The organism is Citricoccus parietis (genome assembly GCF_042433045.1).
Lineage (GTDB): Bacteria > Actinomycetota > Actinomycetes > Actinomycetales > Micrococcaceae > Citricoccus > Citricoccus parietis.
On sequence record NZ_JBHLWH010000003.1, the window covers coordinates 1 to 23,486 of the forward strand.

Genomic DNA, 23,486 nt, shown 5'->3' on the forward strand with positions numbered 1-23,486 from the left:
CGTGCCGGCCCACAGCGACACGCCGCCCGCAGGATACGAACCACACCCGCCTATCCGCGCAATCTCTAAGTTGGGTTCCGGGGAGTTTTCACCCGACTCCGTACAACAGAACCACCTCGCTCTATCTGGCCCGTTACGAGTCGCTAGAACGAAGACGGGCAGAATACGCAGGTGACACGGCCACGGCTCACTCGGACGGGATATCGTCAGGGTCGAACTTGACATCGATTAGCAACGGCTTGGTGCGGTTGGCGATCGCCTTCTTGGCCGTATCTAAGTCGGCGGGGGTACGAACGGTCACTCCTTCACCGCCCATCGCGACCGCGACGTCAGCGAGTTCGGGCCACTGAAACAGAGTCCGCGTAGGATCCATCCCGCGGTGTCGATACTGCACATGCTCCGCGCCATACGAACCGTCATTCAGTACCACCGTGATGACATCGAGCTCGTTCTGTACTGCGGTGGTGAACTCCATCAATCCGCCGAGCATGAATCCACCGTCACCACAGAACAGCAGCGTCGGCCGGTCACCGGCGGCCACCGCAGCTCCCACCGCATTGCCCATGCCTAAGCCGATGGATCCGAAGTTGCATGTATGCACCAGCGATTTCGGTTCGGCCACATGAAGGAGCTTGTAGCCGGCGAACATGAATCGGCCCGCGTCTACGACGAGCACTCGATCCTGGGGTACGAGCTGATCGATTGATCGCACCGTCTGGTGAAACGGGAGCTGGCCGTGGAGGGTGGTCGGAGGGTTGGGCAAATCATACGGATCCAGCTCGGATGATCGTTCGATCCAGTCATGCCGAAATGTGCTTGCCGACAGTTCTGCCTCGTCAAGGTATTGGACGATGACGTCAGCGACCTCAGATGCCTCTCCCACTAGCGATGCGTCAATTCTCACGTTCCGGCCGATGGCCTTTGGATCGTAGTCGCACTGCACTACGGTCTTGCCGTCCAGGAGCGAGGTCTTATCGGTGGTGAAGGAGTTCAGGCTGGCGCCGATGGCAATGACGCAGTCGCTCTTACCGATGAACTTCAGGGCTGCGTTGGTCGACAGGGTCCCGAAGACATCCAGAGATTCGGGCTCGCCGAGGAACAGCGACTTTGCTTTCAGAGTGGTTGCAACGGGGGCGCCCAACCGATCCGCCAACCGCAATACCGTGGCGCGCGCGACCGGGGTTGCCGCGCCCCGTCCCGCCAGCACCAGGGGACGCGTCGCGGTTACGATAACGCCGAGTGCCTTGTCTAGTGATTCGGGATCTAGTGTCGTCGCTGATTCGACCATGGTCTCGATGGGATCGTGGCGGTACTCGACCTCGGTCCACATGTAGTCCGCCGGAACATTGAGAACGATGGGACGGCGCTCAATAGCCGCACGTTGTAAGGCTTCTCGCAGGTCAGCCATGGCAGTCTCGGGTCCACGAACCTGCTGGAACCCTGCGCCCGTGGGTCGTACCAGTTCTTCCTGGTCAATGTTCTGCAGCGTATGAGTGTCCCCCTCGGCTGTATCACCGACGATTATGACCATCGGCATCCGGCTTCGCACGCTGTCGATCAGAGGCGTGAGGGTGTTGGATAGCCCGGGGCCGTGCGTTACGGTCGCCACGCCGATCTGGCTCGAGACACTCGCGTAGCCATTGGCCATCATGACTGCGCCGGCCTCATGGGCCGAGGCGATATACGTCGTCTCCGGCAGGGATGAATAGTGGTTGGCCATGAAGAGGTTACCGTCACCCATGAGGCCGAAGACCACCGTCACGCCGTGATCGGCAAGGCCTTGGGCAAGTGCTTCATAGACATACATGGTGCGTCCTTTCGCATGGCAGTATCCGCGTGTCAGCGGGCTGCTTTCGCCAACTCCGGCGGTGCCGCCGCGCTCGTTGCCGTGGCCTTGGCCCGCGCCAAATCCTCGCGGATCGTCAGGCCGTATTCCCGAGGATCGAGTTCCAGCCCGTACCGCTTGGTGGACGGATACAGTTTCGCCATCCGGGCATGCTCCTCGGTGATCGACTCCTTCATCGCGTCGATGCTCGGCAGCTCGATATCCCCGGCGATCAGTGCTCCGAGCCACCGGCTCTGGATGTCCATCATTCGGATGTTGGCACCACCGCTGACATCGAACAGACCGATGAAGTAGAGGCCGGGCCATTCCGGTGTAACTATGCGTCGGTAGAGGTCGATTCGGCCGTCCGAGATCGGCGTCACCTCGTCATCGAGGAACGGAATGTCGTATGCATAGCCGGTAGCGGCAATGACCGCATCGAAGTCCTCTTCGGATCCGTCATCAAAACGCACGGTGATGCCTCTTGCGCCAAAGGCGCCGGGGCGGACTGCAATCCGATTCCAGGCGATGTGAGCCATTACAGTGGGGTGGCTGGCCGGGTGGGTACGACCTTTGGGGGTTTCGAATCCCCATCGCTCCATCCGCCCATGCACGATATAGGTAACCATTTCCCGCAGCCGCCGGGCCAGCGGCCAAGGAAGCCATGGCCGTTCCACCTTCGCGAGGAACCGCGACAGCGGAACACCGAAAAGCATGCGCGGCATGATGAGCACCGGAGAACGCGCCGCCAAGACCGTCCGGCGGGCTGACACGCAAACGTCAGCAGCGATGTCCAGACCGCTGTTGCCGGTACCCACGACCAGGACGTTCTTGCCCGCGAATGGTTCGGGAGTCCGGTAGTCACGTGAGTGAAGGTAGGTACCGGTGAAGTCACCGGCGAAGGGCGGATCGCTGGGGATGGATTGATGCCCATTAGCTATAACCACCCTGTCGTAATCAAATTCGGAGCCATCGGCGAGGGCCACCCGCCAGCACCGCTCGCCCAGCGGGTACACCTTAGTCACTTCGCTGTTGAAGCGGATATGCGGCCGCAGTTTGAACTCGTCGGCATATGCGTCGAAGTATTCCCTCATTTTGTAATGTGTCGGGAAAATCGACGCGTCTGTGGGGATCGGGAAGTCTCGGTAACCGGTGTCTTTGGCTTCCGAGTTGATCCGCAGCGATCGGTAGGCAACGCCGGCTCCACTGTCGTTTCCGTAGACCCAGAGGCCACCGACGTGGGCGCCCTTTTCGTAGACCGTCACATTGCAATGCCGTCCCAGCAGGTGTTTGGTGATGGCCAGCCCCGCGGGGCCGGCGCCCACTACTGCAACTCGCTCAGCTGGCACGATTTCCTACTTTCGAAGTTGGTTTCCAATTTAGATAATCTGTATGCTAGCTCCCCCCCACCAAGGAGACAAGGGACAGGAGAGGATCTGCGCGGCGCAGCCATTCAAATCGGTGGATTGAGGCGGGTTTCAGCAACCCGGACAATCCGGGACTTAACCTCGGCGGCACGAGGTGTGATCTGCACAAGTCGTCGCACCGTGTTATACGGAGCGCACCACCCGTCGCAGCGCGTCGACACGCCGCTCCCAGGCCAGTCGGGTCCACGCGGCATCCGGCGCCATCTGGTCGAACCCGTGGTAGACACCCGGATAGACATGCAGTTCCAGCGGCACGCCGGCTGAGGCCAGCGCCTCGGCGAAGCGCAGATCCTCGCCGAGAAACAGGTCGAGGGACCCCACATCCAGATAGGTGGGCGGCATCTCGTGCAGGCTTGTCGCGCGAGCTGCCGCGGCATCCGCTGGCACCGGCAGCTCTGCACCGTTGCCACCGAGGATATGTCGCCACGCTTCAGCGTTATGTTCGCTGTTCCAGATTCCCACGGCAGGTTGGGGTCCCTGGGTCACGGTCCGATCGTCGAGCATGGGCGCTGCGAGCATCAGCAGCGACAGTGGAGGCTCCGGCTGGTGTCGCCAGCGCAGCGCGAGGGCGGCCGCCAGGCCACCGCCTCCGCTGACCCCGTAGACGGCGATCCGGTCGGGCTGGATATCTAATTCGCTTGCTGCCCCGACCAACCAAGACAGAGCGGCATTGCAGTCGTCCAGCCCGGCCGGGTAAGGATGTTCCGGCGCGAGGCGGTAGTTGATCGAGACGGTGGTGACACCCGCCTGCGCCGCCAGTTCGGCTGCGTGGGCGTCCTCAGCCTCAATGCTGCCCATGATCATGCCGCCACCGTGGATGTAGAGCAGGGCTCCCCCACCACGATCCCTCAGCGGTTGATAGATTCGGGCGGGAACCGGCGGATCAGTATCGAGGACGATATCCCGTCTGGTGACCGCCGCTTCGGGGGCACGGGCGTTCGCCTTTTGGCCAAGTCGCTCATACACCCGGCGCCGCTCGTTCAGATCGTCGATCCCGCCGAAACCCCGCGGCCCCAGGGCCTTCCGAAATCCGGCCAGTGGTTTGCGCATCTCGGGGTTGATCCGCCATTCGTCGGGCAATCCGGGATGGCTAGTTTCGGGCATCATGGCCCGTGGCAGTCAAGGGGGCACCGGCCCGGTAGCGGACTCCCAAGTCGCTTTCGATGTTCATGGCGCTCTGCTGTGTGGACTTGATCAGTTCGGCTTCCCGGTCGGCGTCCAAGCCCGCGCTGAGGGCGGAGACGTGAATCGCTGCCATAATCCCGCCTTCCGCGTCGTGGACGGGCACCGCGAGCCCGAAGATTCCCGGCGCGCCTTCTTCCCGGCTCAAGGACAGTTCCTGCTGACGGATCCGGTCAAGTTCTGCGCTCAATTCCGCCGGATCAGTGATCGTGGACGGCGTTAGCTGCATCTGGACCCGCCCCATGGCCCGCTCCCGCAGATCATCGTCATAGGCGGCGTAAAGCTTGCCGGCCGCTGTCGCATGCAGCGCCAACGAATCACCGATCCGGATATTAACTGAAACCGGTTGACTGCCACGGAATCGCTCGACGTAGACGATCCGATTACCGACTCTGACAGCGAGATAAACATCGTTGCCCAGAGTCTTGGCCAGCAGCTCCAAATGGCGCCGGCCAACGGTACGGATTTCTAGGGAGTTCATCACCTTGATGCTGACGGTGATCGCCCGAGGACCCACCATGTACCGCAAGTCCTCGGTGGCGGTGATCAGCTCGGCGGCCAGCATCGTCTGCAGCAGGTTATGCATACTGCTGACCGGGGCATTGACTGCCTGGCTCAGCTCGGTCAGCCGCATGCCCTCCGCCGCATCGGCAAGCGCATCGAGGACGTCGAACGTCCGCAGGAACCGATCCGGCTTCATGGTCTGGCCCCCTCGTCCGATATTGCTAGCGTTCCGTTTTTGAGCAACGTCTCGATCTTCTCATCACCGAATCCTGCATTGCGGAGCAACTCGACCGTGTGCTGTCCGGGAGCTGCCAAACCGCGTTGTACCTGCGCCGATGTTCGGCTGAAACGGGGGGCCGGTGCCGGCTGGGTGATGCCGTCTACCTCGACGAAGGCGTTGCGCGAGATATTGTGCGGGTGATGCGGTGACTCTCGCATCGACAGCACCGGCGTGACGCACGAGTCGGTCCCTTCCAGTAGCGCGGACCACTCGTCACGGGTGCGCGTACGGAACACGTCGGCAAACACTGACCGCAGGGCCGGCCAGCCCTCGCGGTCCCACTGGTCGGGTAGTGCGCGCGCGTCGAGGCCGAGGCAGTCGAGCAGATCGGCATAGAACTTCGGCTCCATCGCCGCAACCGCCACATGCTTATCGTCCGCGGTGGCGTACACGCTGTAGAAATGCGCGCCTCCGTCGTTCATATTGGCTGCACGATTGTGGTTCCACAGGCCGCGCCCGGACAGTTCGTACATCATCGTCATCAACAGTGCGGACCCTTCCGCCATAGACGCGTCGACGACCTGCCCCTTCCCTGAGGTCTTCGCCTCCAGCATCGCCGAGACCATACCGAAGGCCAGTAATAGTCCGCCACCGCCGAAATCGCCGATGAGATTGAGTGGCACTGTCGGCGGGCGGTCCGGCTCACCGATGTGATCGAGGACGCCGGCGAGTGCGATGTAGTTGAGGTCGTGGCCGGCGCGCTGAGACATCTCACCGTCCTGTCCCCAGCCCGTCATGCGCCCGTAGACTAGGCGCGGATTCTGGGTGTGACACGCCTCAGGGCCCAGTCCGAGGCGTTCCATCACACCGGGGCGGAATCCCTCGACGAGGCCGTCGGCACCGTTCAGAAGTGTCAGTACCGTCCCCAGCCCGTCCGACGACTTCAAATCCACTGCAATGGATTTTCGCCCCCGACCCAAAGCGTCTGCGGTCATCCGACCCAGATCATCCGGCGCCGAACCGTTCGTGGGTGGCAGCCGATCCACCCGGATTACCTCGGCGCCGAGGTCGCTCAACAGCATCGCCGTGAACGGCGTTGGACCGACACCGGCGAACTCAACGACCCGAATCCCATTCAACGGTCCCACCATCACACCCCTTCTTTTCGCGGCATGGCCCACCGGACGGAAGATCCTTGACTTTCACCTCCGGAAGTAGAGGAAGCCGAAATTGGACGAACACCATGCTCAAAGTACGCAACATCGCTCATGGGCGGGAATTGCGGGCGACGCGCAACCCGGACCAGCGGCCGATTTCTCGGTAGGACCCCATCAGGAGTATTTCAGTTCTCGAAATCGACTTCTCGACCATGGACTATTGCACGCGAGACGAGCCGCGTCAACACGTGCTCGAACACTGCGGGCCCACGAAATCATAGTTTGACCGGCTTGAGATTGCTCGCTAAACTTCGTAATCACGAAGTAGATTCCGAAATTTCGACTCCTTTGGTTTCGACAGGCGCCTGTCCTGTGAGGCCGGGGGCGGCGATGCTGGATCGAAGGGAGGGGCACGGTGGTTGCGCGACCGGAATCTGTTGACCTCTCACGGCTGGTCGATAGCCATGCGACCAGGTCGCCCTCGGCGAGTGCGCTGGTGGTCGGCGCGCCGCGTCCGACTTTCGTGGAGGTGTCGGTGGCTTTCGTTGTCACACAGTCGGGCTCCGATCCCGGAGTCCTCACCGATCACTGCGTCGCTCGCCTCGCGGGGTTCAAGGTTCCCCGACTCATCGTGTTCGTTACGGAACTTCCGCAGACGGTTACCGGTAAGGCCCAACGCCGAAGACTACGCGCATTGGCTGAGGAGCGCGTCAGAGAACAACTGTTCAAGGATCGGATGGCCAAGATATGACCAACAACTGGGGCCGCTGGGGCGTCGATGATGAGATCGGGGCCCTGAACCTCGTCACCCCCGAAGTCACCTGCCGGGCTGCTGCCCTGGTGAGCACCGGGCAAACGATGTCCCTGGCTCAACCCCTGGGACCGAGTAGTGACGTACCGGGTCACCGGCACCGGCCGTCACGCTTCATGGATCGTGATGCCGGCGACTACGCTCTCGGCGCTCGTACTGTTGGTGGGTTCAAATTCGCCGAGGACACCGTACAGTTCCCCACCCACAGCGGTACTCACGTCGATGCTCTGGCCCACGCCTGGGCAGGAGATGAACTGTACAACGGGCACTCGGCGTCCAACACGCGCAGCACGCGGGGCGCCCAGCGGTGCGGTGCCGAGAAACTGATCCCGGTGGCCACCCGCGGCGTACTCGTCGATCTGGTCCAGTCAGCCGGCGGCCCGCTCGCCCCCACGGTCGAAGTCACCCCGTCTGATCTGGAACGGGGCATCGCTGAATCCGGTGTGGAGATTCGTGCCGGTGATGCCGTGCTCGTTCGGACCGGTTGGTGGGAATCGAAAGGCGCAACGAGCAACTACTACGCAAATGAACCCGGTATTGGCGAGGCGGGCGCCCGTTGGCTTGCCGAACGCGACGTCGCACTGGTCGGTTCCGACAACTACGCCATCGAACAGCAGGCCGAGCAGCCTGGCTTCCCGGCTCATCTCATCCTTCTCCACCAACATGGGGTGCCCTTGATCGAGAATCTGGAACTGACGGGCCTCGCAGCCACACTGCACGACCTCGGCCGCTCCACTTTCTTGCTGGTGTTCGCGCCCATCCCCCTGTCTGGCTCCACCGGTGCGCCGGTCACGCCCGTGGCCGTCCTATGAACTCCGACTGGATCACAACGCATATCCACTGCGGCGACTTGGTCGTCGTGGCGCAAGGTGTCGGAGAACCGACCGGATTACTCAATCAGCTCCTGGCCGCTGATCTCCCTGAAGTGGAAATCTTCGTCGGTCTCAGCCACAGCGACGCGCTCACCGGCAGCTCACCGGCGCGCCCCTTGATTTCCTTCGGCGCGATGGGGCCCCTGCGCAAACTCGCCACGGTCGGGCAGGTCCAGGTGATCCCATGCGCGTTCACCGACCTGACCCGGGTGTTGCCACTGCGCGTCAAAGGAAATCTCGTCGTCGTCCTCCAGGTAGGACCTGCCGACCACGACGGCAATCACAGCCCCGGGATATCACTGGACTACACCTACGAACTCCTCGACCGCGCCGATGTGGTGGTGGCCGAGGTGAATGCGGCGGTGCCGACCACAACGGCACCGACAATTCCGGCCGACAGCTTTGACGCGGTGGTCCACACGAGACGACCTCTGCCCACCGTACCGCCATCGGCAGTAGCCGAGGAACACCAGCGAATCGCGCACCACGCCGCTCGACTCATTCCTGACGGCGCCACAATCCAGCTCGGAATCGGCTCTATTCCCGGGATATTGGGTAAGACACTGGGAACCCGACGCGACCTCAGAGTCCGCTCAACCCTCATCGGCGATTGGCTGCTCGATCTGCATACTGCCGGGGCTCTGAGCGACGAGCCCGATGCGGTCGTCCTGAGCGAAGCTGCCGGGTCTGAGGACTTGTACCACTTGGTATCCGACTCAGACTTTCTGCTGCGCCCGATCTCCGAGGTGGTGGCGCCGGCGGCAGCCGGGTCCATCCCCAAGTACTTCGCGATTAACTCCGCATTGCAAGTCGATCTCTCCGGACAGGTCAACGCCGAGGAAACGGACAGCGGATACATCGGAGGGATCGGCGGCCAGACCGAGTTCTTCCGAGCCGCGCAACGCTCTCCCGGAGGAGCGTCTATCGTCGTGCTCCCGGCCACAGCACACGGTGGTTCGAGCTCACGCATCGTGTCCCGACTGACACCGGCGACAGTGACGACCCCGCGGTCAGGAATCGACTACATAGTCACGGAATTTGGCGTCGCCGACCTACGCGGACGAACCCTGCCAGAACGCGCCGAGGCGATCGCCGCGGTCGCCGCACCACAGCATCGACAACAGCTTCTCGAGCAGAATGGATACGACAGATGACAGCACCAGCCGAGGTAGGATCCCGGCTCGACGGGTTCTTCCGCAACAGACTCAACGGCGCCGATCCGCAGGTGAACGGCCTGCAACGCATCGGTGTCGGTAGATCACGGGACAACTGGAAGTTCGAGCTGACGCTCCAGCGTGATAGTGCCGAACAGACTGAGCCATTGATCCTTCGCACCGATCCTCCCGGAGGGCTGGTCGAAACTGACCGCCAGGTCGAGTTCACAGTGCTGGGGCTGCTGGAAAAGAGCGATTTACCCACGCCGGCGGCCCGGTGGATCGATGCCGATGGCACCTGGCTCGGACGCCCGTCACTGATCATGCAGCAGTGCCCGGGCGATTGCGACTACCGCGTACTGTCCGATCCGGGACGCACCACCGCAGAGAAGAGGGAACTCGCCGAAAAGTTCTGCGAACTATTGGTGCAGGTACACGCCGTCGACTGGCAATCACTCGGGCTAGAGACCGTCCTGCACAATGACGCGGGATACGGTGCAGCGGCCGAGCTCGCCGCCTGGGTACGTATCCTCAGGCAGGATCAGCTTGAGCCACTTCCGGAGTTGGACTTCGCGATCGACTACCTGACGCGGTCGGCACCGAGGCCCAGCCGGACCACCTTGGTCCATGCCGACTTCAAACCCGGAAATATCCTGCTCGAGGGCCAGGACATCACCGCACTCCTGGACTGGGAACTCGCCCACCTCGGCGATCCACTCGAAGACCTCGGCTGGGTTACCCAGCCGTTGCGCCGTGTCGAGCACCTCATCGACGGCAGCTGGGAGGCCGACGATCTGATCTCCCACTATGAACACGTATCGGGGCACACCATTGACCGGGCGAGTCTTCGCTGGTGGCAAGCATTCTCAACGTTCAAGACTGCTGTGATGCAGGTCAGTGGCCTGCGATCGTTCCTAGAAGGCCGCAGTGACGAACCGTTCCGGCCGACCCGGCGCGTCCTGACCACGTTGCTCGACCACGCGATGGAGGACCTCTCATGAGACCGACGATCGACGAACAACTATCTGGTGCGGACCGTCTGCTCGCATTGGCCGAGACCGAGACCGAACTCGCGGCAGCGGGTGAATTGATCACCAACGCCCGACGGTTACTGAAGCGCGTGCGGACCTCCTGGGAGCCGACGCTACCGTTCCTCCTCGAGGACAATGCCCGCCTCAGCGAACTCTTGGGTGACGACTCCGAACCGGCCTCTCCGGCTAGCGGGCTCCAAGTGATCGCCGACCGCAACGAATCGCTGCGCGAGAACCTGAGCCGGCTCATCTCCACGTTGGGCGAGGACCCATCCGAGGTCCGTCGCAGGACCGAGATCGGCAGCTATTCGCAATGGCGCGCCGCGACCGACCCGACCTGACTCAACCGCTTGAAAGGAAACCAAATGGCCTCGGACACCCTCCCCGCAGACCGCTCCTACGAGGAGTTCGCGGAGCACTTCCCACTGGCACCGATCGATGACCATTTCGTCCATCAAACCCCGGACCCGGTGCGGGTCATGTGGACTGGTGACCCCCGGGCATATGAACGGCACTGGGTCGTCATCCACGACGACACCGGCGACCTCACCATCGCTACCGGCGGTAGCTTCTACCCCAATCTAGACCGCGCCGAGGCCTACGCCATCGTCAACTCAAAAGGTCGGCACACCAGTGTCCGGAGCTATCGGCCAATCGGCGCCGATCGTGACGACCTCCGGGTCGGCCCCATCGTCCCTGTCATCGTCCGAGGCCTGCGGGAATGGCGCTACATTCTCGAGCCGAACGAGTGGGGTATCAGCTACGATCTGGCCTTCACCGACACCACTAGGCAAGCGTTCCGCGAACCGCTGTCTAACTCCGCGGCCGGCACTCCCCCCGGCCGCCGTAACGACGTCACTAGCGGGTTCGAGTGTTTCGGAACCGTTTCCGGCTGGGTCGAGATCGACGGTGAACGAATCACCCTCGGCCCCAACGCTGCGGGAACTCGAGACCGGCACTGGGGCACCGGACGCGGCGTCGGTGGTCCGCGCCTCTCCCTTGGCGGGCGTCTACACGTCGGAACCAATGGGAACGCCTTTGTCGCCTTCCCCGACTGGAACCTCTGGGGCGACCGGCTGTTCTATCCATTCGGTGAAGACACCGTTCCCTGGACCACCGCGCACAAACCCACGCGGCGGCTGCGCTTCGAGCCAGACACGGATATCTTCACCGAAGGCATCGTCGACTACACCTTCGCCAACGGTGAGAGCGCCCAACTTCATTACGAGAAGATCGGCCAGCAGACCCTATACCTACGCTGCGGCATGTACGGAGGCACCCCAGACCGCGACATTCACCAGGGCAGTTATGACGGACCGGCGATGACCGAAGGCGAGACCTACGACGTCAACCGGCCTGAAACACGAATTGCCATCCGGGGACTCGACGAGCATCTATGCCGCGTCACCCGCGATGACGGCACATCAGTGCTCGGCATCTACCAGACCATCGACCCGGTGGCCTTCGAAGTCTGCACCGCTGGGCGAAAAGGCTGGGATTTCCTCAGCTGAGACCGAGCGGAGTGCGGCCGGCTCGGACACCAACTGCGTCACGAAGCGACTGGTGGACTTCTGGCCACACTCCGCTCGTTCTAAGCCCGGATATGAGAGCGGCCGTCATTCACTTCGTTGGGTCGTCCGAAGCCAGGATCCGGTCCATGACGATCTCGCTAAAAGCCCGCCGAATATCATCGGCGCCAAGGCGTCCCTCGGGGTTGTACCATTCGGCAGTCCAATTGATCATCCCCAGAATCGCCAGACGCATGAGGCGTGGATCGCCCGTTACCCCGCCGGGCATGCCTGCCTCGATGATCTCGGTGAACAGCTCGTCGTAGCGATTGATCTGCTTGAGATAGTTGTCCTTATAGGGCGCTCCGAGAAAGCGCCGCTCGCGCTGAAAGACGATCACGCCGTTGGGGTTGTCAAGCACGAAGCTCAGATGGTTTTCCACCGCCAGGCGCAACTTCTTCATCGGGTCGAGATCCGTGGCGTTAATCTTCTCGAGTTGCTCGACCCACGGCGCAATGCCCGTGGTCAGAACCTTATAGAGCAGTTCCTGTTTGCTCGATATATGATAATAGAGACTCGCTGTGGTCAGCCCCATCGCCTTGACAATGTCGGAGATGGAAGTGCCATTATACCCGCGCTCAGCGAAAAGATCCTGAGCGGTGGCGATGAATGCCTGAATGGTCTCGGCTGCCGGTCGGCGACCGTACCCACCCGACGCAGGCTTCGAATTCGACAACGGGCCGGATTCCTCCCCATCTTCCACCTTCGAGTCAGCCCGCGCGCCGTTCAGGCTGATGCCTGCGGAACCGCCGAGCATCTGACCTCATTAACCGTACAGTAAGCGTACTTGCCCGCCGTGTGTTCGGGGTGGAACGGTCGATGTTATGGCGAAGGTGAGTTGGGGCCGGCGCCAATGATGGCGCCGGCCCCAACTGCACATTCGGATCCGCCTCGCTCAAGGGCGCGACCTACCGGTCTCGCACCCTCGCCGAGCGAAGACGCCCGCCTAGGAACCCGCCGATGCGAGCACCGGTTCTTCGGATTGCTTGACCGGTTCAACAAGATACTCGCTCAGGTCCGCGTTCTGGACCCTCTTCCAAAAGTCGACGATTCGGAACGGGTTGTTGACCACCACCCGGCCATGGGAGTTCCGGTAGTAGACGTCCATACCTGGGTGCGTCCAGATCATGCCTTCGTGGGTGGCATCCACCTGCTCGTTGTAGTCGTCGTGCACGTCTTGCCGGCATTCCACTACGGCGATCTGCTGTTGCTGCATCTGGCGCACCAAATCCATGAGGTAATGCATCTGCATTTCCAGCATGAACAGCAGACTTCCCCCGTGACCAAACTGGAGGTTGGGGCCATAGAGGCAGAAGAAATTCGGAAACTTCGGCATCGTGAGCCCGAGGTACGCGCGAGGATCATCTCCTCGCCATACGTCGTGCAGTTTCGTGCCCCCCCGCCCGGTGACCGTCATGGGCGCCAGGAATCGCACCACATCGAACCCGGTGGCCAGCAGGATCACATCCACCTCGTAGGCAGCGCCGTCGTCGGCCACGATGTGGTTGGCTGAGATCGACTTAACGCCATCGGTCACCAACTCGACGTGCGGCCGGGTCATCGTCCGGAACCAGCCATTGTCGAGCAGCATTCGTTTGCCGTAGGGCGGGTACGTCGGCAGGCACTTGTCCAACAGATCCTGATGCTCTCCGAGTTCAGAGACGACGTGCCTGGTAAAGAATCGGCGGTGACCGTCGTTGATAGCGTTGATCGAACGGTCAGGGTGTTCCCATTCCGAATCCTTCTGGAGCGCCTCGTAGATGCGGTCATTGAAGGTCCAAGCGAGCCGGAGCCGATACCACGACGCGTACAGCGGCACCGCGCTGAACAGCCAACGAACCCCATCGGGGATCGGCGTCTTGAATTGCTCGAACGGTGCGGCCCACTGCGGCGAACGCTGGAAGACCGTCATGGACTTCACAGTATCCGCGATCGCGGGAACCAGCTGCATGGCACTTGCGCCATTGCCGATGACTGCGACCCGCTTCCCCGTCAGGTCCAGCGACTCGGGCCACCGCGCCGTATGCGCCACCGGACCCTCGAACTCTTCCAGCCCGTCGATCGTCGGCCACTTAGGCTTATTGAATGCTCCCACCGCACTGATAACCATGTTGGCGCGCACCGTCTCGAACTCACCATCGCCGGTAGCCACCGCCAGTTCCCACTCCTGCGCGTGCTCGTCGAAGACGGCAGACGTCACCTCCGAACCGAATCGGACGTGCTCACGAATGCCGAACTCATCGGCAATACGGTTGAAGTAGTCACGGATCTCCGCTTGGCCTGCGAAGTAGCGAGTCCAGTCGTTCTTTGCGAAGGAAAACGAGTACAGGTGGCTGGGAGTGTCAACTCCGGCTCCGGGATAGTGGTTCTCGTACCACGTGCCCCCGATCTCGTCATTGCGCTCGAAAATCACATACGGGATGCCCGCTTCCTGGAGTCGGACCGCGGCGCACAGACCGGATGCACCGGCTCCGATGATCGCTGCACGCAACTGGACGCCGCCAGCAGTGGCCGGCTCCCCGGTCGCCACAGTGACGGCCTGCTCATCCTGCTCGGGGTCCTCGAGACCCAACTCGTGAGCCATCATGTCCGCATAATCCAGCGGCACTGGCTCACCCATCGACACACTCAGCATGTCTGCAAGCAGCCGTCGCGACGGTGCGGGCGCCGCGAGCGGCTTTCCGTTCTGCCACGCACTAATTGCGTCGAAGGCAGCGGAACGGATCTGCTCCTGAATGTGGCCATCGAGGCCGCCCGTATCGTTGTCGCCCAGTCCTCGGTTTCGGGTAGGCCGGTACGGGTCCTCAAGCCATCGCAGGTCCCCGGTCATCTGAACCAGCACCATGAGGAGGGTCGGGATGTTCGCTTCTGCAAGCGCTTGCCGAAGCACCTCTCCGTCCGGGGCTTCCACTTCTGTTATCTCATTCGGCATAACTTCTACTCCTACTAATCCTCGCTCGGGAACAGGCACCATTTAACCAACTTACTGATCATTTAGTACGCTACTTTACGGCCCCGGCCCGGCGAGAACAAGGCTTCTTTTTGCCGGACCGTCCAGTGCCAGTATCGGACCCACACCACGAAGGAAACAGACGCGCCCCGCCCCGCCGGAAATAAGGACCGGCTGAGGGCGGGGCGCAAGGGCCTGAAGACGGGAAGGCGTTAACTCAGACCTTCAGCCAGCACCGAGAAACCATTACAGGCTCTTCACACTTGAGCGTGGAGTCCTGCTCGAGGGTGGATTTGGGAGCGTCGGCGTGTCCGCTGGAAGCTCCGTCCCAGGATACGTGACTGGTAGTTGGTCTGGTTGCGGTAGCCACGCCCGGTGCGTTTGATGGCTCATCACAAATGAGGGTGTAGACGGGGTTCTCGGTGTAGCGGCGCGTCGATAGCTGGATAGAGGTCGAGGCCTTCCGAAGATGGAAGTTCTCACACTGCCCATCTGAAAGACCTCGACGTGCCTAACGCTACCTTCGACGACTATGACCTGACCAAGTTCTGCCGCCTGGACGAGATCGGCCTCGAAGCCACCGGCCAGCATCTGGAACCCGGCCGGGCGGTGCTGGCCTGCAAGGTCGCGGACCCGGATGACTGGTGCCACCGCTGCGGATCTCAGGGCACCCCAAGGGGCACGGTGGTACGGAGGCTGGCGCACGAGCCGTTGGGCTGGCGGCCCACGACCCTGCACATCACGGTCCGGCGCTATTGGTGCGATGACTGCGCCCACGTCTGGCGCCAGGACACCACCGCCGCGGCAGAACCCAAGGCCAAGATTTCCCGCCGCGCACTGCGCTGGGCCCTGGAGGCCCTGGTCATGCAGCATCTGACCGTCGCAAGGGTCGCCGAAGCGCTGGCGGTGCGGTGGAACACGGCCAACGACGCCGTGCTGGCCGAGGGCAAGCGGGTGCTCATCAACGACCCGGCCCGGTTCGACGGGGTCACCGCCATCGGCGTGGACGAGCACGTGTGGCGCCACACTCGGCGCGGGGACAAATACGTCACCGTGATCATCGACCTCACCCCGCTACGCGCCGGCACCGGCCCGGCCCGCCTGTTGGACATGGTCGAGGGCCGCTCCAAGAAGGCCTTCAAGACCTGGCTCGCCGAACGCGACCAGGCCTGGCGCGACCAGATCGAGGTGGTGGCCATGGATGGGTTCACCGGATTCAAGACAGCCGCGGAGGAGGAGTTGCCCGAGGCCACCGCGTCATGGATCCCTTCCACGTGGTCCGTCTGGCCGGGGATGCCGTGGACAAGTGCCGGCGGCGGGTCCAGCAACAGGTCCACGGCCACCGTGGCCGCAAGGACGATCCTCTCTACAAAGCCCGACGCACCCTGCTCACCGGGGCCGGGCTGCTCACCGACAGGCAGTACTCGCGGATCCAGGACGTCTTTGACGGTGACGACCACGTGGAGGTCGAGGCCACCTGGGCGTTCTACCAGCACATGGTCGCCGCCTACCGACAGCCGGACCGGACGAAGGGCAAGACGATGATGGCCACGCTCATCGCCAAGCTAGGCCGGGCGGTGCCGGCCAAGCTCACCGAACTGGCCGCGCTGGGCAGAACGCTGAAGAAGAGGTCGGCGGACATCCTGGCCTACTTCGACCTGTCCGGCACTTCCAACGGACCCACCGAGGCCATCAATGGCCGGCTCGAGCACCTCCGCGGATCCGCCCTGGGCTTCCGAAACCTCACCAACTATGTGACCAGATCACTGCTGGAATCCGGAGGATTCAGGCCCCGACTACACCCTGGATTGTGAAGAGCCTTTTAAGGAGTCCCTTTTGGGGCTGCCCTGGGGCAGCAGGAGAGGCTTCCATCCGGGGAAGTCGTCATCACTTCACGCCTCGGTGGTGCCGACAATCGATCGGACGCTATCCTTCAGGATCGATCTTGCGATCTTTCCAGTGGGAGTCATCGGCCACGCGTCGACGAAGATGACGTCGACCGGCACCTTGAAAGAGGCCAGACGTCCCCGACAGAATTCGATGATCTCTTCCGCGGTCGCGCTATCGGAAGCCTCGAGCTCCACGATTGCCACCGGAACTTCACCCAACCGCGTATTTGGGCCGGCGACTACCTGAACCACGTTCACGCCCGGGTACTGTGCGAGCACATTCTCGACATCGGCCGGGTGGACGTTGTTTCCACCAACGATGAATTTGTCGGAGAGTCGCCCGGTGACAGAAAGATAGCCGGCATCATCAAGGCGTCCGATATCCCCGGTATAGAACCAGCCGTCGTCATCCTTGACCGCCTGCGTCGCCTGCGGATTCTTGTAGTACTCCCGCATCACCGTGTAACCGCGGACCGCGATTTCCCCGTCCTCACCAACGCCGAGGGGGCGCCTGGTTACCGGGTCCACTATCGCGATCTCATAGTCGTCGATGACGACACCCTTGCCGGCGAGAATGCTCTCGACCGGATCGGTCGGCCGCCCCAATGTGGTCGTCGAGGTCGTCTCAGTCAGGCCGTACACGGGCATGAGCGAGACCATGCCTAGCTTGTCGCGAGCACCGCTAACGATTTCCGCCGGTATCCTCGCGCCGCCGATCCATCCGGTGCGCAGCGAAGACGTGTCGTAGTCCGCGAGTTCGGGATGATGGAGCAGATCATAGAAATGTGTCGGAATGCCCGACAGCACGCTGACTTTTCGGCTCTCGATCACCTGGAGCGCTTTTGTGGTGTCCCACTGGTCGAGTTGCGCGATCGCGCCGCCCGAAATCAGAGCCGGCAAGAAGCTACTGAAGACGCCTGACACGTGAAACAGAGGGAGGTGGCCCAGCACTCGATCCTCGGAACCCACTCCGAGCCAGGCCGTCACCGCTTTCATCATACGGAGCGCCTGATGGGTGTGAACAACGCCCTTGGGATGCCCGGTCGTCCCCGAGGTGAAGACGATGATCAGCGTGTCATCGACGGTGACGAGTGACTTGGCATGCGCCAGCTCCTGGGCCGAAGTCTCGCGTGCTCTGTCGAAGAACTCCTCGTAGATGCTGATACCTGCGGTTCGGTTGTCGCCCATTTGGACAACCCTGCGCAGCATCGGGAGTTCAGCCGACCCGGTTCCATCCCACGACGGACAGATCTCAGCGAATCTTGCGGCGTAGTCAATACCCAGGAATGGCTCGGGGATGAAGAGGATCGAGGTGTCCGATTGCCGAAGAACATACTCGGCTTCCCCGGCCTTGTACCTGGTGTTGATCGGAATCACAACCGCGCCGATCTTTGCTGCACCGATCCACAGGAGTAGCCATTCAGGATGATTCGGCAACCACAGTGCAACGTGATTCCCTTTGGAGATCCCCACAGCTAGTAATGCCCGCGCGATCTCGTCCGTTCGCGAGTCGACTTCCGACCAGGTCAACCGCCTGTCTCGGTGCATGATGGCCGGATTATCCGGATATCGCGCCGCGGTGGCCGACAGTTGTTCGTGCAGTAGTTCAGTACCCCTGGTCATAGCTCTCCTTGGTCGTCAATCCTGCAGGGCTGTAAAGACAGTCCCGCAACCGCTCGGTAGATCCGTCGGCTGGCAGTCGTGGCGCGCTCGGCCGCTTGAACGCCGTCAGGGACACGGGGTCCAGCGCCCCAAACGGTTCCGATCACCGCTCACCACCGAACGCGGCCTGACGCATCTCGGCAATACTAACCGGCATTCGCTTGTGCGAAAAGGGTTCCGAGATTCCGATACGGGGATGGTGCTGCGGCTCCGCTCCTGCGGGTCGATCGCCCTGGCTTGGCCTTCCGGAACTATGCGCACCATGGCGACCGATGGTCCAGCCCGGAGGCCCCAGCCTTCGAGGTCTCGAAACCTATTGCGGTTATTCGAACATAGCGATACGGTCTTCGATGTGACTTGGCTCTCATTCTGTATATCGAGCGCGACACCGGCGGCGGGCGTCCATCGAGAACTCGCATCTATCAAATCTGCCCCTCATCCACCTGTTCGGCCCGCTGGTCACACCCTTTCCCGCATGCGCCAATGTCATCACCGCTGGCGCAGGCCATCTAAGCATTAGCAGCTCGCGTCACATGCGCCGGCTGAAGGGAGATATAATGGAACTCGGAAGCGCCATACGAACATCAAAAATGGGTCTATATCAATGGTTAGTTATAGCCGTTTGTACACTGTGCAATATTATGGACGGCTACGACCTGTTCGTAATGGGTTTCGCACTCCCCCATTTACCTGAAGGGTTCGCCGCTCCTGCCGAAAAGGGTTACCTGGTGAGTTCAGCATTCCTTGGCATGGCACTTGGAATGATCTTGATCGCTCCCCTGGCAGATCGCTATGGACGGCGCCCACTCGCTCTAATCGGCCTGACGCTGAACTTCGTTGGGATGATCCTGGCAGCGTTTTCCCCGAGCTTCGAGACGCTGGCCGCAAGCCGATTCATCACTGGCCTCGGTGTTGGTGTGATGACCACGATAATCGTTGTTCTCGCTACGGAGTATGCCTCCGCGAAAAAACGCAACTTTGCCATCGGAATTATCGTTCTCGGACTCCCGTTGGGTAGCACTATCGCCGGTGCGGTGGGATTGACAGTGATCGATGTTTACGGTGGGTGGCAGGGTTTGTTCGTTGTCGGCGCGGTGCTGAGTGGGGCAATTCTCTTACTCACCATCGTCATGTTGCCCGAGTCGATTGAGTTCCTGAAGACCAAGGACACCGAAGACTCCAGAAAGCGGGTTGCTGCGATCCTCGATCGCATCGGCGGGGCAGTGGCAGAAGCCGCCCGCACGGATGCACCGGTCACGACACCAGCGGCTCGAGAGGTGGAACCGACTACAACGGCCTCGTTCTCGCGTTTGTTCTCCCCCCGGTTCAGGGAACGGACGATCCTTCTCTGGTTGGCGTTCGGTGGCATGGTGACGACCCAGTACTTCATCACCTCGTGGACCCCGCAGTTGATCTCTAATGTGACGGGACGGAACGACCTCGGGGGGATCGTCGGGACGGTGATCAGTTTCGGCGGGATGCTTGGCGCACTGATCTTCGCAGTGGTTGGGCTTCGGATGCTGGCCACCAAGATTGCCTGGATTGCCTCATTAATTTCTGCGTTCTGTCTGATTGCGTTCGTGCTGCTCATCTCTACACCCCTCGCCCTGGTTGCCGCCGCAATTCTCGGGACTTTCGCGATGATGGCAGTTGCCGCCGGAACGTCGATGGCGCCGCCGCTCTATCCGCTCGATCTGAGGGCGCGCGGTTATGGGTCTATGATCGGGTTCGGTCGTGTCGGCGCAATATTGATGCCAATCATCGTCGGTTACGCGCTTACGGTTTTCACTCCGCTCACGCTGTATGTGGCCGCAGTGGTGCCCATCGCCATCGCCGCGATCGTCGCATTCATTCTATGGCGACGTACGCGCGATGAGTTGGCGGCCGAAGGGCAGCAGTCCGATCAGAAGGTGCTGGAGGCAACTTGAACCGTCCCAGGTTTGATGCCGCTGCTGTTTGAGTCCGGAAGGATGGACAGCATGCCGAAGAAGATTGATGCCCAGCTGCGCTCGAGGTGTGTGCGCTTAGCCTCGATCCATCGACGTGGGTTCAGGCTGGAGGGTGGTTTCGGAAGCGCCGGGTGAGTCGATTTTGGGCGTGGGGAAGTAGCCGGCCTCGCTGCCGGGGGTGTTCCACTGTTGTTCCTTCGGTCGTGCCGGTATCGGCTGGCGGACGGATTTCTATGCCGGTTGCGGTGGCGGGTGCATGGCGGCGAAGAGCCGATCGAGTCCCTGTTGCCAAGGCCAGGCCTGAGGCAGGCGGATCCGGATCCGGCGGGAGCTGGAGGCGATTCGGGCCGGGATGTTCACGAGCCTGGCCCGGATGGTGCCGGTGCGAGCTTTGGTGAAGGCCCCGGCGGCGAGGATCCCGGCGGTGCGGGTGAGGTTGTAGGCTTTTCCCCGTGCAGACCAACCAGGCACTGTTGGCCCCGAAGTGTCCGGAGGGCAGGTGGGCCAGGGCGCTGTCCTTCAGGTCGGCGTTGACCTGCTCGATGACCGCGTGACCCCGGTGGGTCCGGTCCGCGGCCACCGTGTCCAACACGTCCGGGTCCACGGTGGTGAAGAAGGCGTGGAACCGGTGCGTGTCGAACAAGGTCGGCTGCCCATCGCCTGCTTGCCGGTTCAGCTCCGGGATGCGGCGTACTACCAGCCTTCCGGCGATGCGTTCGCTTTTCTTGCGGGAGGAGAACGCCGTGAAGGGTGTTTCGGCGACTTCGGCCTTGGAGATCCAGGTCCCGGCGGCCTCGTCGAAGACGGCATCGGTGTATTCAATGGCCCTCCACGCGGTGTCGCCGATGCCGGCGATGGCGCGCTTGACGGCCGGGTCCATCCGCACGGTCACCGAGACATCAGCGCCGCCGGCCAGGGCCGCCGATACCGGGCCGTGTCCGTAGTAGGCCGAGTCAAAACGGCACAGCACGGGAGGGCCAGTGCGCACGCGTGCCAGGTTGGCCAGGGCTTCGCCGACCAGTCGCCCGGCGCCGCGGGCCGAGTTCGCCGCACCCTTGCGCAACCGTTGGGCCACGATCACCGGGGCCGTGGTGTCGGTGGTGGCCGTGGCCAGCAGGGCGTTGAGTCCGCGGACCCCGGAGTATCCGTATCCGGAGCCCTGCTTGGCGTACCCGTGGACCTCGATGATCGTGTCGTCCACATCAACATAAACGAACTGTCCTGCGCCGGGGCTGCCCAGCAGAGGAGCCCGTCCAGCTAGGCCGTTCAGGATCCGGGAGGCGACCGCGTCGAGCTGGCGCACGTGCCCGAAAGTGAACGAACGCAGGAATGACCCCAGCGTTGAGGGCGCGTAGCAACCGGTGAACACGCGCCTCATCGCCCCGTGTCGCAATACGGCCATGTCATCAATCGAATCCGCTCCGGCGCACATCCCAGCAACCAGCGCCGCGACCTTGGCCCCGGCGTTGGCGCCTTTGTCGGTCGGCACCGTCAACCGCTTGTTGGCCAGCTGGTGAAGGCCCGCCTCGGCGGCCAGTTCCATCACCGGGACCAGCCTAGCAGAGCCGACGAGGTTCGGCTCGTCGAAGGAAACTGACAGTGCAGACCGGGTGTGGGAAACTTGCATCTACGAGATGCCCTCTCATCGCGGTGGAACGGAACCTTAGACAAGTGCCATTCTTCCCGGTCAGACGGGCATTTCGTTCTTAATTACGCACCAGTACCAAGCATGCTCATCGGTGGATCAAGGCTTAGTGCGTGAGCACCAGCAGGAGTACCCCACTCAGACCGCCGCGGTTACCGCGGTCGCCGGTCAGGAGGGCGTCTCGCGTGAGTCCGTGCGGCGCTGGCTCGCGCAGGCCGAGGTTGACGACGGAACCCGACCTGGTGTCACCAGTGAGGAGTCTGCCGAGGTCAAGCGGCTCAAGGCCGAGAATCGGCGGTTGCGGGAGGACAACGAGATCCTGCGTCGGGCCTCGATTTTCTTCGCGGGGGAGCTCGACCCCCGCAACCGCTGATCGTCGCGTTCATCGACGAGATGAGGGCCGAGGGCCACGCAGTCGAGTCGATCCTCCGGGTCCTGCGCCAGCAGGGCCTGAAGATCGCTGCACGGACCTATCGGGCCTGGAAGAACCCCGCCCGTATCGCCGACCGCACCGTCACCGACGCCCTGGTCGAAGACAAGATCCGTGAGCTCGCCTGGGAGTTCAACGAGGTCACCGGTTGTCGTCAGATGACCCCGGAGGGACTCTACGGGCGCCGCAAGATGCTCGCCCTTCTCCGACGTCGACCAGGCTTGGCCGGAACATCTCGCGGTGCAGTAGACTGGGCCATGCGCACCCTTGGCCTTGAGGGCATCGTCCGGGCGAAGAAGCTGCGCACCACCATCCCCGGAGCAGATGGAAAGCGTGCTGGTGACCTACTCAATCGTGACTTCACCGCGGCGGTGCCGAACCGGGTGTGGGTTACGGATTTCACCTACGTACGGACCTGGGCAGGATTCGTCTACGTCGCATTCGTCTACGTCGCATTCGTCCTGGACGTGTTCGCCCAGCGGATCGTGGGCTGGCACGCATCGACCAGCATGCGCGTGGACCTGGTCATGACCCCGCTACGAATCGCGCTGTGGCAACGTGATCGGGAAGGACACCCCGTCTCACCAGGGGATTTGATCCATCACAGCGACGCTGGATCGCAAGGCGAATTCAACCGGTCGTCGCAACACCGTCTTGTTTGAGTAACTGTAGTTGCTCGGCGAACACCTCTGCAGGTGTTTTCCAGTCGAGTGCTTTCCGGGGTCGGCTGTTGACCGCCAGCGCGACGGCTTCCAGGTCGGCGGCTGTCCACCGCGATAGGTCGGTGCCCTTCGGGAAGTACTGGCGCAGCAAGCCGTTGGTGTTCTCGTTCGTGGGGCGCTGCCAGGGGGAGTGCGGATCCGCGAAGTACACCTTCGTGCCCGTATCGAGGGTGAATTGAGCATGCGCGGACAGTTCCCTCCCGCGATCCCAGGTCAGTGTCTTGCGCAGCTGTTCCGGCAGGCGAGTCATCGACGTTGTCAGTGCGGCGTTCATCGCGATGGCCCCGTAGCCGGCCAGCGCAGGACCATTCTTGACTCGTGGAACCTCCCCGTAGCCCTCGAGTCTGGGCAGATGCACCAACAGCGTGGAGCGGCTCTTGCGTTCGATGACGGTGCCGATCGCGGACCGGTTCGTCCCGATTGGGATTGCTCGCGATCTTGTCAGCGGATTGCTCAATTGTGTCAGTGCCTTCAAGCGGAAGGTGAGG

16 protein-coding genes and 3 pseudogenes are annotated in these 23,486 nt (G+C 62.3%); 9 read left to right on the plus strand and 10 right to left on the minus strand.

The window, feature by feature from the left end; genetic code table 11:
* Nucleotides 1-187 precede the first annotated feature (187 nt).
* The 5 genes from ACFFIO_RS00700 to ACFFIO_RS00720 form a co-directional block, all read right to left on the minus strand.
* Nucleotides 188-1,807, minus strand: coding sequence for a thiamine pyrophosphate-binding protein (locus tag ACFFIO_RS00700; protein WP_159554473.1), 1,620 nt, complete (start codon nucleotides 1,805-1,807; stop codon nucleotides 188-190).
* 32 nt (nucleotides 1,808-1,839) lie between these two features.
* Nucleotides 1,840-3,174, minus strand: a complete 1,335-nt coding sequence (locus tag ACFFIO_RS00705) for a flavin-containing monooxygenase (protein WP_159554471.1) — start codon at nucleotides 3,172-3,174, stop codon at nucleotides 1,840-1,842.
* Between the two features lie 201 nt (nucleotides 3,175-3,375).
* Nucleotides 3,376-4,359: an alpha/beta hydrolase gene (locus tag ACFFIO_RS00710; RefSeq protein ID WP_159554469.1), complete on the minus strand. Its 984-nt coding sequence runs from the start codon at nucleotides 4,357-4,359 to the stop codon at nucleotides 3,376-3,378.
* Nucleotides 4,343-5,134: an IclR family transcriptional regulator gene (locus ACFFIO_RS00715; protein ID WP_159554467.1), complete on the minus strand. Its 792-nt coding sequence runs from the start codon at nucleotides 5,132-5,134 to the stop codon at nucleotides 4,343-4,345. The genes ACFFIO_RS00710 and ACFFIO_RS00715 overlap by 17 nt, the downstream gene beginning before the upstream one ends.
* Complete coding sequence (locus ACFFIO_RS00720) at nucleotides 5,131-6,339, minus strand: CaiB/BaiF CoA transferase family protein (protein ID WP_236558090.1); 1,209 nt, start codon at nucleotides 6,337-6,339, stop codon at nucleotides 5,131-5,133. The genes ACFFIO_RS00715 and ACFFIO_RS00720 overlap by 4 nt, the downstream gene beginning before the upstream one ends.
* A gap of 472 nt (nucleotides 6,340-6,811) precedes the next feature.
* On the opposite strand from ACFFIO_RS00720, the gene ACFFIO_RS00725 reads away from it, so the two are divergent.
* From ACFFIO_RS00725 to ACFFIO_RS00750, 6 genes are read left to right on the plus strand one after another with little or no spacing between them, the layout of a single operon-like run.
* Complete coding sequence (locus tag ACFFIO_RS00725) at nucleotides 6,812-7,066, plus strand: AMP-binding enzyme (protein ID WP_256376001.1); 255 nt, start codon at nucleotides 6,812-6,814, stop codon at nucleotides 7,064-7,066.
* The gene (locus ACFFIO_RS00730) at nucleotides 7,063-7,938 is read left to right on the plus strand and encodes a cyclase family protein (RefSeq protein WP_159554463.1); all 876 of its coding nucleotides are present in this window, start codon (nucleotides 7,063-7,065) and stop codon (nucleotides 7,936-7,938) included. Before ACFFIO_RS00725 ends, ACFFIO_RS00730 begins: the two co-directional genes overlap by 4 nt.
* Entirely contained in the window at nucleotides 7,935-9,152 is a 1,218-nt protein-coding gene (locus ACFFIO_RS00735) for an acetyl-CoA hydrolase/transferase family protein (RefSeq protein WP_159554461.1), read from the plus strand. Before ACFFIO_RS00730 ends, ACFFIO_RS00735 begins: the two co-directional genes overlap by 4 nt.
* Nucleotides 9,149-10,153, plus strand: coding sequence for a phosphotransferase family protein (locus ACFFIO_RS00740; protein WP_159554459.1), 1,005 nt, complete (start codon nucleotides 9,149-9,151; stop codon nucleotides 10,151-10,153). The genes ACFFIO_RS00735 and ACFFIO_RS00740 overlap by 4 nt, the downstream gene beginning before the upstream one ends.
* Nucleotides 10,150-10,524, plus strand: a complete 375-nt coding sequence (locus ACFFIO_RS00745; RefSeq protein WP_159554457.1) for a hypothetical protein — start codon at nucleotides 10,150-10,152, stop codon at nucleotides 10,522-10,524. The genes ACFFIO_RS00740 and ACFFIO_RS00745 overlap by 4 nt, the downstream gene beginning before the upstream one ends.
* Before the next feature lie 24 nt (nucleotides 10,525-10,548).
* On the plus strand, nucleotides 10,549-11,694 hold the full coding sequence (locus tag ACFFIO_RS00750; protein WP_159554455.1) for an Rv3169 family protein: 1,146 nt from the start codon (nucleotides 10,549-10,551) through the stop codon (nucleotides 11,692-11,694).
* 109 nt (nucleotides 11,695-11,803) lie between these two features.
* On the opposite strand, the gene ACFFIO_RS00755 is transcribed toward ACFFIO_RS00750, so the two are convergent.
* Nucleotides 11,804-12,508, minus strand: coding sequence for a TetR/AcrR family transcriptional regulator (locus tag ACFFIO_RS00755; RefSeq protein ID WP_159554453.1), 705 nt, complete (start codon nucleotides 12,506-12,508; stop codon nucleotides 11,804-11,806).
* Between the two features lie 189 nt (nucleotides 12,509-12,697).
* Nucleotides 12,698-14,683 (minus strand): flavin-containing monooxygenase, encoded by a 1,986-nt coding sequence (locus ACFFIO_RS00760; protein ID WP_159554451.1) that lies wholly within the window; start codon nucleotides 14,681-14,683, stop codon nucleotides 12,698-12,700.
* A gap of 525 nt (nucleotides 14,684-15,208) precedes the next feature.
* On the opposite strand from ACFFIO_RS00760, the pseudogene ACFFIO_RS00765 reads away from it, so the two are divergent.
* Nucleotides 15,209-16,515, plus strand: a pseudogene (locus tag ACFFIO_RS00765) (ISL3 family transposase).
* Nucleotides 16,516-16,593: 78 nt separating this feature from the next.
* Here the strand turns inward: ACFFIO_RS00765 and ACFFIO_RS00770 are convergent.
* Nucleotides 16,594-18,213 (minus strand): AMP-binding protein, encoded by a 1,620-nt coding sequence (locus tag ACFFIO_RS00770; protein WP_159554449.1) that lies wholly within the window; start codon nucleotides 18,211-18,213, stop codon nucleotides 16,594-16,596.
* A 596-nt stretch (nucleotides 18,214-18,809) separates the two neighbouring features.
* Between ACFFIO_RS00770 and ACFFIO_RS00775 the strand changes: the two genes are divergently transcribed.
* Nucleotides 18,810-20,180, plus strand: a complete 1,371-nt coding sequence (locus ACFFIO_RS00775; RefSeq protein WP_378039782.1) for an MFS transporter — start codon at nucleotides 18,810-18,812, stop codon at nucleotides 20,178-20,180.
* A gap of 252 nt (nucleotides 20,181-20,432) precedes the next feature.
* Here the strand turns inward: ACFFIO_RS00775 and ACFFIO_RS00780 are convergent.
* Nucleotides 20,433-21,828 (minus strand): annotated as a pseudogene (locus ACFFIO_RS00780) (IS1380 family transposase).
* A gap of 82 nt (nucleotides 21,829-21,910) precedes the next feature.
* On the opposite strand from ACFFIO_RS00780, the pseudogene ACFFIO_RS00785 reads away from it, so the two are divergent.
* Nucleotides 21,911-22,902 (plus strand): annotated as a pseudogene (locus ACFFIO_RS00785) (IS3 family transposase); the annotation flags it as partial.
* A 4-nt stretch (nucleotides 22,903-22,906) separates the two neighbouring features.
* Here the strand turns inward: ACFFIO_RS00785 and ACFFIO_RS00790 are convergent.
* The coding region (locus ACFFIO_RS00790) for an IS30 family transposase (protein WP_378039783.1) at nucleotides 22,907-23,486 on the minus strand (580 nt) is incomplete at its 5' end.